Raw genomic sequence first — 16,407 nt, 5'->3', positions numbered from 1 at the left:
GGCGCACCCCGTAGATCTCAATTGTCGAGCCGCATCCGCCGGACTGCCACAGCGGCCCGCCGCGCCTGCCCGTACGCCCGTGCCCCGGAAGACCACGCGTCGGCCATCCCCGTACCACCGCCCCGCACGGCCCCCTCCCGCCCCAGCGCCCGATCCGGGGGGCGCGGAACGGCGGCCGGGGGCCGTCCGCGACCATGGACGGTGTCCGAGGTGTCCATGAGCCCAGCGAGCGGAGCGCACGCATGAACGATGACCGGCCCGTCCTGCTGGAGACGCGGGGCCCATGCCTGCACCTCACACTGAATCGCCCCCGGGCCCTCAACGCCCTCAGCCACACCATGGTGCGGCTTCTCGACGAGGCCCTGGCCCGCGCCGAGCAGGACGAGTCGATCGAGTCGGTGCTGCTGTCCGGGGCGGGCGACCGGGGCCTGTGCGCCGGTGGCGACATCCGGGCCCTGCACGACGACGCACGGGCATCGGGACGTGCGTCCCTGGAGTTCTGGCGTGACGAGTACCGCCTCAACGCCCGCATCGCCCGATTCCCCAAGCCGTACGTCGCCCTGATGGACGGCATCGTGATGGGCGGCGGAGTCGGGGTGTCCGCCCACGCCGGAATCCGTGTCGTCACCGAGCGCTCACGCGTCGCCATGCCCGAGACCGCCATCGGCTTCGTGCCCGATGTCGGGGGCACGCGGCTGCTGGCCGCCGCCCCCGGCGAACTGGGCACCCATCTGGCGCTCACCGGCCGTTCCGTCGGGGCGGCCGACGCGGTGCTCTGCGGTCTGGCCGATCACCACATCCCCGCCCGTCTCCTGCCGGCACTGACCGAAGCCCTGGGAGAGCAGACCGGCCCGGACACCTCCGTCGCGGACATCGTCCAGCGGTTCGCGACGGAGCCGTCCGCCGGCGAGCTTGCCGCGCAGCGCGACTGGATCGACGCCTGCTACGCGGCGGACACCGTGGAGGAGATCGTTCGACGGCTGCGTGGCAGCGGTGTTCCCGCAGCGGAGGCGGCAGCGGACGAACTCCTGACCAAGTCTCCCCTCGCGCTCAAGGTCACGCTGGCCGCAGTCCGCAGGGCGGCCCGCCTCGACAGCCTGGAAGCCGTCCTCGACCAGGAGTTTCGTGTCTCCAGCCGGGCGTTCGAACACCCCGACTTCGTGGAAGGCGTGCGCGCCCGGATCATCGACAAGGACAACGACCCGCAGTGGAAGCCGGCCTCCCTCGCCGAGGTCGACGACCAGGAAGTCGACCGGTTCTTCGCACTTCTGGGCCCCGGAGAGCAGGAGCTCGGTCTCGCACCGGTGCCCACGGACGCGCCCCGGCCCACGGGCACTCTCACGCCGGACGGACAGATGGGGCCGAACGGACAGGCGCGGTAGGACGGACCCGCACGGGCACAGGCGCGGCTGACCAGACAGGCCGGGCGGGGCCGGGGGACCAGCGGAGCCCTGCCCCTCCCGTCGGCCGCTGGACGCCGCACGCCGCGGGCCCGCCCGACGCACCTATCTGTCGCTACCGGAAAGGCTCGGCTGCAGTGCCCGGACGAGAGCGAACAGCCGATCCTCGTTGCCCGTCAGCCCCGCGCTGCGCAGCGCATGGTCGGCCTCCCGCATCGGAGAGGTGAGCAGCGGCAGGAAGACCGGTGCGTCGTCGGGGTCCGCGAGCGCTGCTCGGGTGGCCTCCAACAGGCGGATGTACGCCTGCGCCGCGGCCAGCTCGTCCTTGTCCATCTCAGCATCTCCTCCTCAGGGCTGTCGGACCGTCAAGCATCTCCCACGGGTCCGACAACGCCGCCTCACGCCCGCCCGTGCCCGCCGGACAATCCGCTCGGCGGCTCCACCTCCAGATAGAGCCGTCTGCGGGGCCCCCGATAAAGCAGCACGGTCCACCCCAGCTCCCGCAAGGCCGAAGCACAGGCGGCCAGCGCATCCTCCTCGTCATGAGCGGCGCCGCTGCCGGGCGGCCCGGCCCACTCGACTCGCACCGAACCCGCAGACTCCCCGTCGCTCACCCGGTATCCGGCCGAGACCCGGTGCCCCGCAGGGGCGACGGCCGAAGGCGTCGCCCCCGAGTTCTCCAGCGCCAACGCGATGGCTCGCACCGGGCGGTTGCGTTCCCACAGCGCCGGCACGGCCTCGGGGTCGGGCTGTCCGGCGCCGGTGAGGCGACGGATCTGCAGCAGTCCCTCGAACGCGGTCCGCACCGAAGCGGCCCGTACCGCCGCAGGCCCGACAGCCGGTGGGCCGTCCCCGGTCGCCGGCTCGAACCCGGTGCTCTCCTCGGTGCCCATACGGTCCCCCTCGTGATGCGTACGCGCCCAGTGTGCACCGGCCGACATTCGCAGAAGGGCGCTGGTTGCGGCCCTGCACTGAACGCGGACCGGGGCAGCGTCGCTGCGGCGCCTCGGTAGACTCGTGTGCTCTCCACCCTTTCCGCAGTACCACCCACGCGAGGACCCGTCACCCGTGCCTGACACCGATCCGACCGCCGTGCCCGACAACGGGCGGGAGGCTCTGCGCGCGGACTGCACGAACTGTTTCGCCCTCTGCTGCGTCGCGCTCACGCTGACGGCCTCGTCGGACTTCGCCATCGACAAGGACGCCGGACGGCCCTGCCCCAACCTCCAGGACGACTTCCGCTGCGGAATCCACACCCGGCTGCGCCCGAAGGGTTTCTCCGGCTGCACCGTGTACGACTGCTTCGGCGCCGGGCAGAAGGTCTCCCAGGTGACCTACGGAGGCCGAGACTGGCGGTCGTCCCCCGACCTCGCCGCGCAGATGTTCCAGGTGTTCCCGGTCATGCGCCAGCTCCACGAACTGCTGTGGTACCTCACCGAGGCCCTCACGCTGCCGGCCGCACGCCCCCTGCACGCCGAGATCCGCCGGGCCCTGGAAGCGACGGAACGGCACACCGAGCGCCCCGCCGTCGACTTCGCGGAACTGGACGTCGCCGGTCATCGCGACCGGGTCGCCGGGCTGCTCCTGCGCACCAGCGAGCTCGTCCGGGCCACCGCGCCCCGCCGCAAGAAGCGCAACCACCGCGGCGCCGACCTCATCGGGGCCCGGCTGCGCGGCGCCGACCTGCGCGGAGCGGACCTCCGCGGGGCCTACCTGATCGCCGCCGATCTCACCGGCGCCGACCTCCGCCTGGCCGACCTCATCGGTGCGGACTTCCGCGACACCGACCTCTCGGACGCCGACCTCACCGGAAGCCTGTTCCTCACCCAGGCCCAGCTCAACGCCGCCAAGGGCAACGCGAAGACCGCACTCCCCGCGTCCCTCAGCCGCCCCCCGCACTGGGACGTCTAGGCCGTCTCTTCCGGATCATGCTCAGGCAGCCTCCCACTCTGCTTGCAGCCAGCTGAGTTGCGCCGTGCTGAGCGGAGGCTCAAAGCCTTGGGGGAACATGAGTGTGAGCGGCTGCGGCCACATGCCTTCGGGCCCATGCTCCTCACAGTGCAGAGCTACGAGATGCGGCCCCTCCCCGCAAGTCTCGCGCTCGTAGAAGCGGTCATGCGTCTGACAGAAGTACGAGAACGTCGTGCAGTCGTCCTCGTCCGCCGGCTCGTGGAAACCGGGGTCCCGGACGATCAGCGTCACCGGTTCTTGGCGGTTGAACCGGGGGATGGGCCGAGGATCGCACCACAGCAGTCGAGGAGGAAGCACGCGATCATTCTGCACCCAGTGCGGCTTCGAGTCAGCGCGAACGCAAGCGGGCGGCAGCGGCTGTCCGCAGCGAGATCGATCTTGGTGGTCAGCCCCCCCGCGGGGCCGTTCCAGACGTCCTGGACCCAGTCACGAACCGTCGGACACGCCCTGGCTTCCGGGTCCCCGGACGTCTGCCTCCAGCGCCGCCTTGAGACGCTTCAGCGTCGTGCGGATGTTCCCGCCCTGGAACTGCGCGAAGGTCTTCCCGCCCGTCGCGACGCGGTCGAAGGCGTTGGCGAGGAAGTCCGGCCAGCGCCGGCGGTCGTCGGTCCAGGTCTCGGTGACCCGAGTCGCACCGTCCACCGCTTCGAAACGGTATTCCCAGGTGGCGATCGGCCCCGGGAGCCGAGGGCGCCGCAGACCGATCGCGTGCACCCGGAAGGCGAACCGCTCGCCGGGGTCGGCGGCCGTCACCGTGCACCGGGTCGTCCAGCGCGCGGCGCCGCGCTTGTTCCGGCCCTCGAAGACCATGCCGACGTAGGCGTCGCGCCGATCGCCGCGCACGGTCGCTCCCTGGTTCTCGGGGCTCCAACGCCCCATCGCCGTCGGGTCGCTGAGCTGTTCGTAGACCTGCGCCGGGGTGGCATCGATGACGATGCTGTCCGCAACGGACATGGTGCGGGGCATGGCGCGACTCCTTGTCCACGGCCGTCGACGGACCACGCCCGGGTGCCGTACAGGCCGTGGAGCCGACATCCCGGAGCCCACACCTTACTCGCGAGTAGATTGCGTGGGGTGGCGGGTGGAGGAATGGATGGAGCAGCGGCCGGAGATCGCGTACGCGCCCGCGTGGGAGGCTCCCGGACCGCATCACGCGATCCGGCACGGGAAGCGCCAGGTCAACGGGTCCGCCGCTCCCGGCGATTCGCGACCCGCACCCGAACATCGGCCGGCAGACCCCGTACGCCACCGCTGGCGCGGGCTTCCGCGATGACCGCGGTCACCCACCGCACGACCTCCGCAGGCCGGGCCCCGGGCTCCACGACCACCGTCACCACCGCCCGCAGCGGCCTGCCGACCAGACGCACCCGGGCTCGCGCCACGTCGTCGAACGCCGCCACCTGCGCTGTCATCGCCCGCTCCCAGGCACGCCTGGACAGCACCGGCCCGGTCCGCGGCAGCACCGCCCACCGGGGTCCGCCCGACAGCGCCTGACGGGCCAGCCACCACACCAGCAGAGCCAGTACGACGGCGAACCCGGCGATCACCGCAGGACTCCACCAGCCGTTCTCCCGGAGCCGTCCCAGCAGCCCGCGATCCAGCAGCACCCCGTCCGCCGCAGGCGCCGGCCACCAGTGCGGCACCCGGTCTCCCACCGGGCCCCACGCCGAACCGTCGCCCAGGGCCAGCCAGCCGCCCCCGGCCAGCAGCACCAGACCGGCGGTGCCGAGCAGCGACCGGTTGACCACACCACGCCTGATCACCGACATCCCTTCACACCTCTTTCCGTTCAGCCGAAGCCGAAGCCGAAGCCGAAGCCGAAGCCGAAGCCGAAGCCGAAGCCGAAGCCGAAGCCGCTGGGGGAGCAGCCGTGTCAGGCGCCTGCTCCTCGCCCCACGGCGGCTGGTCGTGCGGTTCGCTCCGGACCCTGCTCCGCACCCGGACCCGCAGCGCGGGCGTCCGCGTCAGGCCCAGCTCGGGCAGCGTCGCGCCGACCACCCGGGCCACCTCGGCCCGCACCTCCTCCAGGTCGCCGAACCCCACCTCCGCCAGCACCCTCACGCGCCGCCGCCGAACGCGCACCCGGGCCCGAACCACCCCGGCCACGGCAGTGGTCCGGTCCTGGACGACCCGGGCAGCGGCCGTACGGTCGAGAGCGGCCCGCAGGCGGGGTGCGGGCACGGTCATATTCAGCCCGCGCCGCAGTCCCGGCAGCAGGGCACATCCCAGCAGCCAGACGCCGATCAGCGCGGCCAGCACCCCGCCCGCCCGGACCGCGGTGTCCGCCGGGCCGTGCGTCGCCGCCCAGTCGACCAGCCAGGTCCGCCAGGCGGCGGGCGCGCTGCCGAGCCGGACCGCGACGAGGTCCACCAGGAACAGCGTGCAGCCGGCGGCTCCCACGGCCGCCGTCACCGCCGCGGGGATCCGGCGCTGCGCCCGGATCCGGCCGCCCCGGCCACCGCTCGGGGCGGTGTGTTCCGCCCCGAGCGCCGTGTCGTCGGCCGACGGAGGGGGTTCGCCGTCCGAGGGGCCCCGGACCGACGGCACCGGTCGCACCGTGAGCGCGTCGATCCGAACATCGGCGTGCGGAACGGACAGGCCCGTCAGGGCTGCCGTCCGGGTCTCCGCACGTTCCCGGATCCGCTGCGCCGCCTCATCGGCCCGTACCGGATAGGGCAGTCGCACGCCGACCGTGACCTGCGCGGAGGCGCCGCGCACCGACGCCGAACCGCGTGTCACCGCGCCGCCGTCGGGCAGCGCCTCGGCTGCCGCCCGTTCGGCGATCCGCCGGACGGCGCGAGGGGCCACCGTCGTCGTGCCACGCCCGGTGGCGGGGACCTTCACGGCCGCCGCCCCGCCACCGCGTCCAGGAACTCCCGTAGGCCGGTGCCCCGGTCGACGAGGTGTCCGGCGAACCAGCCCACCGCGCCGAGTGCCGCGACCACGAGGAATGCCCCGAACCCGCCGAACCAGCCCGCGAATCCCAGCGCCATGCCCGCCGCCGCTCCGATCACGCCCCGGCCCGGCGCACCGCCCGCCGGGCCGGATTCGTCCACATTCCGTGTCACGTCACGCCACGCGGGTCTCGGACGGGGCGGCCTCGTCGTCGTCCTCGGGCAGGTGCACGTCGTTGACCGTCACATTGACCTCGACGACCTCGAGACCCGTGGTGCGTTCCACCGCCGCGATGACGTTCTCGCGGACGTCGTGGGCGACATCGGTGATCGCGACCCCGTACTCGACGACGAGATCGAGGTCGATGGCGGTCTGGCGCTCGCCCACCTCGACCTTGACGCCCCGTCCGACGTTCGGCCGACCGCCGGGCACCCGGTCGCGGACCGCTCCGAGGGTGCGGGAGAGGCCGCCGCCCATGTCGTGGACGCCCGGGATCTCCCGGGCCGCCATCCCCGCGATCTTCACGACGACGGTGTCCGCGATGGAGGTGCGGCCCCGCGTGGCCGCGGGCTCTGCCGCCCCGGTGGCTCCGCTGCCGACCGTGGTCGTCCCGCCCGCGGAACCGCTCTGCTTCGGCTTCGGCCCGTCCGTCCGTGATGCGGCGCCCGCGGCGGGAACGGTTGCTGCTGCCTGGGTGGTGGTCATGGAAACTCCTCGCGTCTCGCTCGGCTCGTTCTGCCTGACATTTCGTTGGACACGCTGTCCGCCGATTAGTCACGCGGGTTCGCGAAAATTTCCTGGGAGCCGGACGGCGGGAGGCCACGACACGCCGCGCCGGGCAGACAAGTGCGCGGGTGCGTGACGTTCGGGCCCGGGGTGTGTCCAACAACGAGAAGCGGTCATGAGGACGTGTGGAGAAGCGCGTGGAGTGACACGTATGGGACGTGTACAGAACAGGAGCGAGCGTCGTGGAATCGAGCAGGGAAGGAGTTGGTCCGTGCCCGGCGACGGGAATCAGCTGACGGAGCGCGCGCCGGACGTCGTGCCGTCCGACGAGGCGCTGCTCGTCGTGCGGGCCGGGGAGGGCGACGAGGAGGCCTTCGAGGTGCTGGTGCGCAGGCACGGCCCCGCGATGCTGCAACTGGCGACACGGCTTCTCGGCGAACGGGCGGACGCCGAGGACGCCGTGCAGGACGCCTTCGTGAACGCCTGGCGCAAACTCCCCGAGTTCCGCCGGGACGCCTCGTTTCACACGTGGCTCTACCGCATCGTCACCAACCGCTGCCTCAACCGGCTCAGAGCCCGCAGACCGGCTGCGGATCTCGACTCGGTTCCCGAGCAGGCCGCCCCCGAGTACCAGGCCTCCCCGGCCCGTGCCGTGGAGTCGAGGGCCGCCGTCGACGCGCTGGCCGAGGCGATGGCGGGCCTCTCACCCGAACAACGCGTGTGCTGGGTGCTGCGCGAGATGCAGGGACTGTCGTACGAGAGCATCGCGGAGACGGTCGGAATCAGTCTGCAGGCGGTCCGTGGCCGGGTCTTCCGGGCCCGCCGCTACCTGACGGAGGCGATGAGCGCATGGCGATGAGCGCCAATCCGGACCGGCCGGAGGAGAGCCGGTACGAGGAGGAGGACGAGCGGCTCGCCTGCGGGCGGCTGCTCACCGACGTCTGGGAGGCCTGGGACACCGGCCGCTCGGCGGACGACCCCCACTTCACCGACTGCCCCTTCTGCTCGGCCGCCCTGGCCGACCTCACCGGCCTTGGCGACGCGGTACGCCGCACCTGCGCACAGGAGCCGGGAACACCGGACGCCTCGGCCGTCACGGCCCGGGTCATGGACCTCGTGCGACTGGAGCTGCGCCCGGGACGCCCACTGCCGCTCGGGGAACCGGGGGAGGACCACTGGATGGTCGAGGCAGCGGTCGCGCGGATGCTGCGGGCGGCGGTCGACAGGCTGCCCGGGGTGCAGGCGGGGAGCTGCCGCATCGCCCCCCTCGACCCGACGGATCCCACCGGAGAGCTGCACGTCCGGGTCGAGGTCACGGCGAGCCTCGGCCTACCCCTGCAGGATCTGGCCGACGACGTGCGCGAACACATCGCCGAGGTCGCCGACCGCGACATCGGCATCCGCCTCGCCACCACCGACGTCTTCGTCGTCGACGTGCTCGACACCCTCGACATCTTCTACGAGGACATCGGACACGGCGGTGAGCACGGGGACGAGGACGACGGTGTCGGTGCGGCCACCGGCGATCACACGGACGGCCGGGCCGACGGACACGGGAAGGGAGCAGCGCGATGACCGCGGACACACGCCGGGACCGGATGGCCGGGGCGGCCGCCGAGGCCGCTCGGGGCGTGCCGGGCGTCGCCCTGCTGCGCCCCGGCGTGGCGGACCTGCTGCGCATCCGGATCGCCGAGCGCACCCCGCTCATCGCCCTGCCCGCCGGCAACAGGGCGCCCGGCGTGCGGGTCGGCCGGGACGAGGACGACGGCTGGCACCTCGACATCCGGCTCGTCCTGCACCGTGGTCACCGGCCGCTCGACGTGACCAGGGCCGTGCGGACCGCGGTCCTCGCCGCGCTGCCCGACGAGCGGGCCCTCTCGGTGCGGATCACCGTGACGGGCGTGGTCTGAGGACGGTCGACGATCCGACCGGGCGGGTACCCCCGTTTCCCGCCCGGCCGGGGTCGTCGCCCGGCCGTCCCACCCGCGTGGCGTCCGGGGTCAGGCGCGCCACTCCGCCGTGCGCTCCGGCGATGCTTCCGCGAGCGCCTTCACGATGGCGTCGACGTCGCCCCGGTGGCCGTACACCGGCGTGCCGGGCTGCTGACGCCACGATTCGTCCAGGCCGCCGCTGTCGACCGTGTCGAAGCCCAGCTCGTCGATGAGGTCGCGCACCGCCTGCTTGGCCGTCGGGTCGTCGCCGGCCACCGGGAGCGCCTGCCGGTCCGGCGTGCCCTGCGGCCGACCCCGGTCCAGGATGTCCTGGGCGTAGGTGCCGTTGAACGCCTTGATCACGGGGTGGCCGATCCGCTGCTCCGTCCACCGGCTCTCGGGCAGCCCGTCCTCGATGGCGGCGATGCGGCCGTCGCGCTGCTGCGGGTAGTAGTTGCCCGTGTCGATGACCGCCGCGCCCTCCGCCGCTCCGTCGAGGAATCCGGCGGGCAGGTCGGGCACGGCCTTGAGCGGGACCGTCACCACGACGACCTGAGCGTCCTTCGCGGCCTCCGCAGCGGTCACCGGCTTCGCCCCGGTCTCTTCGGCGAGGGCGGTCAGCGTGTGGGGGCCGCGGGAGTTGGCGACCGAGACCTCGTGTCCGAGGGCGGTCAGACGTCGTGTCAGATTGCCGCCGATGTTGCCCGCGCCGATGATGCCGATCTTCATGGATCCGACCTTCCGAAGCTTGCCGAGTGGAGAGGAGCGAAGAGCAGTGGTTCTGTCGCTTCACCAACTCCGGCGACGGGGGCGCTATTCCGTTCGCCGCGAGGGAATATCCGATCGGCTTCCGGACGTTGACATGCGCTTTCGATGGCCGCGGAGCGAGGATGGAGCGTTCGCCGTAGGCCATTTGAGTGTCCTTGTCGGCTGCTCGCGCCGGACGGGGAAGGATGTCCCACCGCACCGTTCGCCGTGGGTCCATTCTGGTCGCCGAGTCCACACGGGCCGTCGATCGAAGGAGCGTCGTAGTGACGACGAGGGGCATCTCGAAACCGGTGGCGACCGATACCGCCGAAGAGAACGAAATGCCGGTACGGCGCGGCGAGCCCGGCAACGTCATCATCAAGTGGATGACCACGACGGACCACAAGACGATCGGCACGCTCTACCTCGTCACCTCCTTCGCGTTCTTCTGCGTGGGAGGGCTCATGGCCCTGGTGATGCGCGCCGAACTGGCCCGGCCCGGTATTCAGTTGCTCTCGAACGAGCAGTTCAACCAGGCGTTCACGATGCACGGCACGATCATGCTGCTGATGTTCGCGACGCCGCTGTTCGCCGGATTCGCGAACTGGATCATGCCGCTCCAGATCGGCGCGCCCGACGTGGCGTTCCCGCGGCTGAACATGTTCGCGTACTGGCTGTACCTCTTCGGCTCGCTCATCGCGGTGGCCGGATTCCTCACCCCGCAGGGCGCCGCGGACTTCGGCTGGTTCGCCTACGCCCCGCTCAACGACGCGGTCCGCTCGCCGGGCATCGGCGCCGACATGTGGATCATGGGCCTCGCGTTCTCCGGCTTCGGCACGATCCTCGGCTCGGTCAACTTCATCACCACGATCATCTGCATGCGGGCACCCGGCATGACGATGTTCCGCATGCCGATCTTCGTCTGGAACGTCCTGCTGACCGGTGTCCTGGTCCTGCTGGCCTTCCCGGTCCTCGCCGCGGCCCTGCTGGCGCTGGAGGCCGACCGTAAATTCGGCGCGCACATCTTCGACGCGTCCAATGGTGGCGCACTGCTGTGGCAGCACCTCTTCTGGTTCTTCGGCCACCCCGAGGTCTACATCATCGCCCTGCCGTTCTTCGGCATCGTCACCGAGATCTTCCCGGTGTTCAGCCGCAAACCCGTCTTCGGATACATCGGTCTGGTCGCGGCCACCATCGCCATCGCGGGACTGTCCGCGACCGTATGGGCGCACCACATGTTCGTCACGGGCGGTGTGCTGCTGCCGTTCTTCTCGTTCATGACGTTCCTCATCGCCGTGCCGACAGGGGTGAAGTTCTTCAACTGGATCGGCACGATGTGGAAGGGGTCCCTCTCCCTGGAGACCCCGATGCTGTGGGCGGTCGGATTTCTGGTCACCTTCCTGTTCGGCGGTCTGACCGGGATCATCCTCGCCTCACCGCCCATGGACTTCCATGTCTCCGACTCGTACTTCGTCGTCGCCCACTTCCATTACGTGGTGTTCGGCACCGTGGTGTTCGCGATGTTCGCCGGATTCCATTTCTGGTGGCCGAAGTTCACCGGGAAAATGCTGGACGAGCGGCTCGGGAAGATGACGTTCTGGACGCTGTTCGTGGGCTTCCACGGGACGTTCCTGGTGCAGCACTGGCTCGGCGCCGAGGGCATGCCGCGCCGTTATGCGGACTATCTCGACGCCGACGGCTTCACCGCGCTCAACACCATCTCCACCATCGCCTCCTTCCTGCTCGGCCTGTCGCTGCTGCCGTTCTTCTACAACATCTGGAAGACCGCGAAGTACGGCAAGAAGGTCGAGGTCGACGACCCGTGGGGCTACGGCCGTTCGCTGGAGTGGGCCACCTCCTGCCCGCCGCCCCGGCACAACTTCGTCACCCTGCCGCGGATCCGCTCCGAATCCCCGGCGTTCGACCTGCACCACCCGACGGTCCGCTCCCTGGAGGAAGTCACCAACCGTCCGGGGAACTCCACCATCGTCGCTCCGGGGGACAAGCAGAAGTGAAGGCGGGCCCCGGCCCGGACGACCCGACGGAGAGGAGGACGGGTGAAACCCGACAAGGACAGCGCCCGGGGCCTGGCCCAACTGGAGGGCTTTCTGCTGTGGAACGCCGAGGTCGAACGGGCGCGACGGCAGGCGCGCCGCTTCACCGACCAGTTGCCCTGGCTGACCACGGCACAGCGTGAGGACGTGGAGCGGGTGTTCATCACCGAACGCGTCGCGGCCTCCCGCGAGTCGCTCACCCGCATCCGCGACCGCGCGGACGAACTGCGCGAGGAGTACACCGGGCGCTACGCCCGGCTCCGGGCCCGCTGCGTCGCCGTCTCGGCCGGCGCAGTGGGTGCGGCGACCTGCCTCGGCACGGCACTGACGCTGCTCCTGCGCTGACCCGGGGCCTCCGGTGCGGCCACCCACCGGCCGCACGCGAAGAACCCGGGCGCGGGAGCGGAGCCGGGACGGTCAGTGCCGTACCAGGCAGAAGGGGTGTCCGGCGGGATCGGCGTACACCCGCCAGCTCCGCCCCCCGCTCCCGGCGTCGAGCAGGGACGCCCCGATCGCCAGGACCTCATCATGCGCCCGCTCCTGGTCGGCGACGGCGAAGTCCAGATGGAACTGCTGGGGCGGGTCCTGGTCGGGCCAGCGCGGCGGCCGATGGTCGGCCACCCGCTGAAAGGCGAGGACGAGCCCACCGGGCGTGTGCAGCGTGGACCAGTCCGTGTCGCACCCCCACCGCCGGTCGGGGCGGTCGACCTCGCCCCCGAGCAGCGACGCGTAGAAGCCGGCCAGTTCCCTCGGGTCGCGGCAGTCCAGTACCACGCACTCCACTTCAGCGATCATGACCGCATCCTAGGATCTCGCCGGAGCGGCGGTCCCTCGCACCGGGGTCCCGGGCCGCTCGGACGAACGGCGCGCCTCATCGAGTGCCGCGAGCTGCGTCGCCAACCGCTCGGCGTGGGACGGCGGGAGGGACGTCGACCGGTCGTGCAACTGCACCGCGCAGGCCGTCGTCGTGTCCACCAGACGTTCCAGCGCACCGGCCACCTCCTGCGAGGCGGCCGTCCGCCGGGCGAGCGGCGGAAGCTCGGCCGCCGACAGTTCCAGAGCCGCCCGTGCCACGGCGAGCGACCGGTAGGCGTCACGCCGCAGCGCACCGCGTTCCGCACCGTCCCCGGGCCGCGCCAGCACATGTCGCAGATACCGGTGCGCCGCGGCCACCGCCGTGTCCAGCGCACACCGCACCCGGTGCTCCCGCCGGCCCGACAGCGGCAGGTGCCCCACCAGGAGCACCACCGCGCACGCCAGCAGGGACTCCACGATCCGGCCCCACGCCGCGTGCGGCTCCCCGGCCAGCAGCACGAGGGACAGGACGAGCACGGTGACCACGGCGGTCTGGGCCGCGAAGTGGCGGGTGGCGACCGGGATCAGTGCCCCGCACAGCGAGACCGCCACGACGGCGGCCCACGGTCCGGCCACCACCGCGAAGCACCCGGCGAACACGGCTGCGCCCACCACGGTCCCCGCCGCCCGGCACAGCACCCGGGAGGCGAGCGGTCCGAGATCCGGCTTCACCAGGAACACCGCGGTGGCGGGCATCCAGTACCAGTGCTCGTGATCCAGGCCGAGGGCCACCGCCGTACTCACCGCGCAGCACAGCGCCACCCGGGTCCCGTACTCCCGCCCGGCGGGCCCGAAGAGCCTCCGCGGCACCGGGACGAGGTTCGGCCGGCCCCGCCGGGTGCGCAACGGCTGCCCGTCCCGGCTGTCGAAGGCGCCCGCCGCCGCCAACAGCGCGCCGTCCAGGGCCCGCAGCCCCGCGTCCGAGCGCACCGGCGCGGGCAGTGGACCGCAGGGCTCATCCGTCCGCACGGCACGGGCCAGGCGCCGGGGGCCCTCCGCGACCCGGGCGGGCAGCGGCTCGGACGCCCATGCCAGGGCCGTCGCCGCCTCCGCCAGGGGCAGTGCCGCCGCGTACCTGGCGTGCAGTCGCCGTTCCGCCGTGGAGCTCGCGTGTCGTCGCAGCCGGAAGCCGGACAGCGCGTCCTGGGCATGGTCGAGGGCGGCCGTCAGCGCCGCCCGCCGGGCCGGGGCCCGCGTGCTGCCCGCGGCGTCCAGCAGGTCGGCCACCGCCGCGTACACCCCGGCAACCGCCGCGCGTTCGCCGTCGTGGAGGCCGGGGCCCGACCGGGGCCGCCCCCTGCCGCCGAGCCTCGGCGCGCGCAGGGTCAGTCGCAGGCACAGCGCCCAGCCCGCACCGGCCAGGAACAACAGGCTCCGCTGCCAGCCGGGTTCCGGCAACGGCATCCCGGCCCCGATGACGACCGCGACCAGAAACTGCGTACCGCATGCGGAGGCGACCGTTCCCATCGAGCTGACCGCCCCGGCGACCAGGCCGAGGACGCCGAGCACGAGCGGCAGTACGAACACCGCCCCGCCCGGTGTGCCCCCGGCCGTCAGCAGGGATCCGATGACCAGCCCCGACGCGCCGGCCAGCGCCGGAATCCCCATCCGCGAGAGCGAGGCCCGCCGCCCGCCGGGACGGTCGTTGATCCCGGCGAACATCGCCCCCAGGGCGGCCGGCACGGCGGCGGTCGGCCGGTCGGCGAGCACGGCGGCGAACAGCGGGGCCATGGCGAGCGCGCCGCGCAGCACCGCTCCGGCGTCGACCGGCCCGCGCTGCGTCCGCAGGACATGACGCAGCCAGAGGGGCAGGGGGTGGGCAGCGACGGGAAGGGCGGGCGGCACACCAGGCTCCGGTCCTCGAGGGGAAGGGAAATCCGCCGGGGGACTCCATCGGCCTGGCGCTGCCCTCAGCCTGGACCACCGAGGTGGATGAGGTGCTTCCGGCGTATTTCCACCGGATGACACCTCAGCCTTCCACCGGATGACACCTCGCCGCCGGGCGGACGCCCCGCGCGACCTCAGCGGGCCCCGAACACCTGCGTCCACACCGGACCGCCGCCGGAATCCTGCTTCCCCACCCCGATCTCCTTGAAGGAGCAGTTGAGGATGTTCGCGCGGTGCCCCGGGCTGTCCATCCAGGACCGCATCACATCGGCCGGCGTCCGCTGGCCCTTGGCGATGTTCTCGCCGTAGGTGGACCAGCGGTATCCGGCAGCGGTGATCCGGGCGCCCGGATCCCGGCCGTCCTGCGAGGTGTGCGAGAAGTAGTCGTTGGCCTCCATGTCGGCGGAGTGCCGCTGCGCTGCCGTGTTGAGCTGGTCGTTGACGGTCACCGGACCGCAGCCCTCCTTGGCCCGTTCCGCGTTGACCAGCTCGGTGACCTGCCCGGCGGTCCCCGCCGGGGCGGGCGGCGCGGGCGCGGGCGGGGCCGGCTTCGGGACAGGGGCGGCGGAGCTGGGCGCGGGCGGCGGGGGAGTGCTCTTCTTCGGCTTCGGCTTGGGCTTGCGCGAGGGACTCGCCGACGGGGACGCGGTGGGCGACGCCGACGCGGACGCCGAAGGAGACGGGGACGACGTCGGTGAGGCCGATGCGGGGCCCTCCGTACGGGGGGCTGGAGCGTCGGCCGTGACGGTCGTCGCGTCCCGCTCGTCGCCGTCGGTGTAGAGATGCACCGCCGCACCGCCCGTGCCCAGCGCCGCGACCGCGACGACGGCGGCGACGGCCGAGTTGCGACGGCGGCGGCGGGCCTGCACCCGTCTGCGCTCGGCGCGTCCCGCCCCCGCGCTGTCCGTGCCGGGACCGGGCACCTGGAGAAGCGCCGCGGTGGTGAGCAGTTCGGGAGCCGCCGATACCCCCGCCGCCGCTGCCACCGGAACGAGCGCCAGACCCACGAGCAGCCCCTCGGCGGGCACAAGCCCCGAGCCGTGCCCCGAGCACACCGTGCACTCACGGGCGTGGCGGGCCAGCCGCTTGCGCCACAGGGCGGACGGCACGCCGTCCCAGCCGGCGACGATGTCCTCCAGGAGCACGCACGGCGGGTCGGCGGCCAGCGCGCCCACCACGACCCTCGCCGCCTCCAGCTGGGCCTTCATCCGCTGCACCCGTACGGCGGTGTGCTGCGGGGAGAGTTCGAGAGCGGCGGCGACCTCGGTCCGGGACAGATGCCCGGCGGTCTCCAGCCACCACAGCGACAGCAGGGTGCGGTCGTCCTCGTCCAGCCAGCGCGTCGCCTCCGCCACCTGCCGCCGCTGGCCGGTCAGGCCGAGTTCCAGGATCGTCACCTCGACGAAGTCCGCGCGCGGATCCGGCAGGTCGTACGCGGCGTCCAGCCGGTCCGCCGGGATCGCACCCGACTGCCTCTCGCGCCAGTGCGTGCGTATCTCGTTCATGGCTATCGCCACCAGCCAGGAACGGAAACGCTCCGGATCACGCAGCTCGGGCAGGCCGCGGAGCATGCGCAGCACCGTCTCCTGCACCACGTCGTCGACGTCCGCATGACCGTCCAGCGCACGTCCCACGACGTTGTACAGCAGCGGCAGGTACGCCGACACGAGCCGGTCCTTGGCCTGCTGGTCGCCGTTTTGAGCCGCCGCGATCAAGACCGTCGGGTGATCCTTGCCCATGCTGTGCTCACTCTTCCGGGGTCCGGTGCTGTCACTTCCCACACTCGGGAGATGGGGTGCGGGCGGGACAATAACAAGAATCGGGCGGGCAACCCCGGAAACCTTCGCCCCGGCCCCGGCCGCCGTGCCCCCGCCGGACCGGACGCGGCGCTCTCCACAGGGGCCCCGGCGCACCCGCACACCGGTCCGTGCCACGGGATGT

General features: G+C 72.4%; 17 protein-coding genes and 1 pseudogene. 7 read left to right on the top strand and 11 right to left on the bottom strand.

The window, feature by feature from the left end; translation table 11 throughout:
- The first annotated feature begins 242 nt into the window (after positions 1 to 242).
- Entirely contained in the window at positions 243 to 1,382 is a 1,140-nt protein-coding gene (locus tag ACH4UK_RS31900; RefSeq protein WP_398361928.1) for an enoyl-CoA hydratase/isomerase family protein, read from the top strand.
- A 123-nt stretch (positions 1,383 to 1,505) separates the two neighbouring features.
- Here ACH4UK_RS31900 and ACH4UK_RS31895 read toward each other — a convergent pair whose 3' ends face one another.
- On the bottom strand, positions 1,506 to 1,733 hold the full coding sequence (locus tag ACH4UK_RS31895; RefSeq protein WP_398361927.1) for a hypothetical protein: 228 nt from the start codon (positions 1,731 to 1,733) through the stop codon (positions 1,506 to 1,508).
- A 65-nt stretch (positions 1,734 to 1,798) separates the two neighbouring features.
- Complete coding sequence (locus tag ACH4UK_RS31890) at positions 1,799 to 2,293, bottom strand: hypothetical protein (protein WP_398361925.1); 495 nt, start codon at positions 2,291 to 2,293, stop codon at positions 1,799 to 1,801.
- Positions 2,294 to 2,468: 175 nt separating this feature from the next.
- Here ACH4UK_RS31890 and ACH4UK_RS31885 point away from each other — a divergent pair, with 175 nt between their 5' ends.
- On the top strand, positions 2,469 to 3,311 hold the full coding sequence (locus ACH4UK_RS31885; protein WP_398361923.1) for a pentapeptide repeat-containing protein: 843 nt from the start codon (positions 2,469 to 2,471) through the stop codon (positions 3,309 to 3,311).
- A gap of 486 nt (positions 3,312 to 3,797) precedes the next feature.
- Here ACH4UK_RS31885 and ACH4UK_RS31880 read toward each other — a convergent pair whose 3' ends face one another.
- From ACH4UK_RS31880 to ACH4UK_RS31860, 5 genes are all read right to left on the bottom strand, one after another.
- Complete coding sequence (locus tag ACH4UK_RS31880; RefSeq protein ID WP_398361921.1) at positions 3,798 to 4,337, bottom strand: SRPBCC family protein; 540 nt, start codon at positions 4,335 to 4,337, stop codon at positions 3,798 to 3,800.
- A gap of 212 nt (positions 4,338 to 4,549) precedes the next feature.
- Positions 4,550 to 5,140 carry a hypothetical protein gene (locus ACH4UK_RS31875; protein ID WP_398361919.1) on the bottom strand — a complete coding sequence of 197 codons (591 nt, stop codon included), beginning with the start codon at positions 5,138 to 5,140 and terminating at the stop codon, positions 4,550 to 4,552.
- 4 nt (positions 5,141 to 5,144) lie between these two features.
- Complete coding sequence (locus tag ACH4UK_RS31870) at positions 5,145 to 6,215, bottom strand: DUF6286 domain-containing protein (RefSeq protein ID WP_398361917.1); 1,071 nt, start codon at positions 6,213 to 6,215, stop codon at positions 5,145 to 5,147.
- Positions 6,212 to 6,439: a hypothetical protein gene (locus ACH4UK_RS31865; protein ID WP_398361915.1), complete on the bottom strand. Its 228-nt coding sequence runs from the start codon at positions 6,437 to 6,439 to the stop codon at positions 6,212 to 6,214. The genes ACH4UK_RS31870 and ACH4UK_RS31865 overlap by 4 nt, the downstream gene beginning before the upstream one ends.
- A gap of 1 nt (position 6,440) precedes the next feature.
- Positions 6,441 to 6,971, bottom strand: coding sequence for an Asp23/Gls24 family envelope stress response protein (locus tag ACH4UK_RS31860; RefSeq protein ID WP_398361913.1), 531 nt, complete (start codon positions 6,969 to 6,971; stop codon positions 6,441 to 6,443).
- 292 nt (positions 6,972 to 7,263) lie between these two features.
- Here ACH4UK_RS31860 and ACH4UK_RS31855 point away from each other — a divergent pair, with 292 nt between their 5' ends.
- From ACH4UK_RS31855 to ACH4UK_RS31845, 3 genes are read left to right on the top strand one after another with little or no spacing between them, the layout of a single operon-like run.
- Positions 7,264 to 7,851: an RNA polymerase sigma factor gene (locus ACH4UK_RS31855; protein ID WP_398361912.1), complete on the top strand. Its 588-nt coding sequence runs from the start codon at positions 7,264 to 7,266 to the stop codon at positions 7,849 to 7,851.
- Entirely contained in the window at positions 7,842 to 8,567 is a 726-nt protein-coding gene (locus ACH4UK_RS31850) for a hypothetical protein (RefSeq protein WP_398361911.1), read from the top strand. Before ACH4UK_RS31855 ends, ACH4UK_RS31850 begins: the two co-directional genes overlap by 10 nt.
- Positions 8,564 to 8,902, top strand: coding sequence for an Asp23/Gls24 family envelope stress response protein (locus tag ACH4UK_RS31845; RefSeq protein ID WP_398361909.1), 339 nt, complete (start codon positions 8,564 to 8,566; stop codon positions 8,900 to 8,902). The genes ACH4UK_RS31850 and ACH4UK_RS31845 overlap by 4 nt, the downstream gene beginning before the upstream one ends.
- Positions 8,903 to 8,992: 90 nt before the next feature.
- Here the strand turns inward: ACH4UK_RS31845 and ACH4UK_RS31840 are convergent.
- A pseudogene (locus tag ACH4UK_RS31840) lies at positions 8,993 to 9,655 on the bottom strand (NADPH-dependent F420 reductase); the annotation flags it as partial.
- A 356-nt stretch (positions 9,656 to 10,011) separates the two neighbouring features.
- Between ACH4UK_RS31840 and ctaD the strand changes: the two are divergent.
- Positions 10,012 to 11,685, top strand: coding sequence for a cytochrome c oxidase subunit I (ctaD, locus tag ACH4UK_RS31835; protein ID WP_398362303.1), 1,674 nt, complete (start codon positions 10,012 to 10,014; stop codon positions 11,683 to 11,685).
- 42 nt (positions 11,686 to 11,727) lie between these two features.
- The gene (locus ACH4UK_RS31830; protein ID WP_398361908.1) at positions 11,728 to 12,069 is read left to right on the top strand and encodes a hypothetical protein; all 342 of its coding nucleotides are present in this window, start codon (positions 11,728 to 11,730) and stop codon (positions 12,067 to 12,069) included.
- Between the two features lie 72 nt (positions 12,070 to 12,141).
- Here ACH4UK_RS31830 and ACH4UK_RS31825 read toward each other — a convergent pair whose 3' ends face one another.
- The 3 genes from ACH4UK_RS31825 to ACH4UK_RS31815 form a co-directional block, all read right to left on the bottom strand.
- Entirely contained in the window at positions 12,142 to 12,519 is a 378-nt protein-coding gene (locus ACH4UK_RS31825) for a VOC family protein (protein ID WP_398361906.1), read from the bottom strand.
- Positions 12,520 to 12,528: 9 nt separating this feature from the next.
- Positions 12,529 to 14,310 carry an FUSC family protein gene (locus ACH4UK_RS31820; protein ID WP_398362301.1) on the bottom strand — a complete coding sequence of 594 codons (1,782 nt, stop codon included), beginning with the start codon at positions 14,308 to 14,310 and terminating at the stop codon, positions 12,529 to 12,531.
- Positions 14,311 to 14,600: 290 nt separating this feature from the next.
- Positions 14,601 to 16,205 carry a sigma-70 family RNA polymerase sigma factor gene (locus tag ACH4UK_RS31815; protein WP_398361905.1) on the bottom strand — a complete coding sequence of 535 codons (1,605 nt, stop codon included), beginning with the start codon at positions 16,203 to 16,205 and terminating at the stop codon, positions 14,601 to 14,603.
- Between the last annotated feature and the right edge of the window lie 202 nt (positions 16,206 to 16,407).

It is taken from the genome of Streptomyces sp. NPDC020884 (assembly GCF_044333935.1).
In the GTDB taxonomy this organism is placed as follows: Bacteria; Actinomycetota; Actinomycetes; order Streptomycetales; family Streptomycetaceae; genus Streptomyces.
Note: the sequence above shows the minus strand (reverse complement) of the source record. Positions and strands in the feature narration are given on the sequence as shown.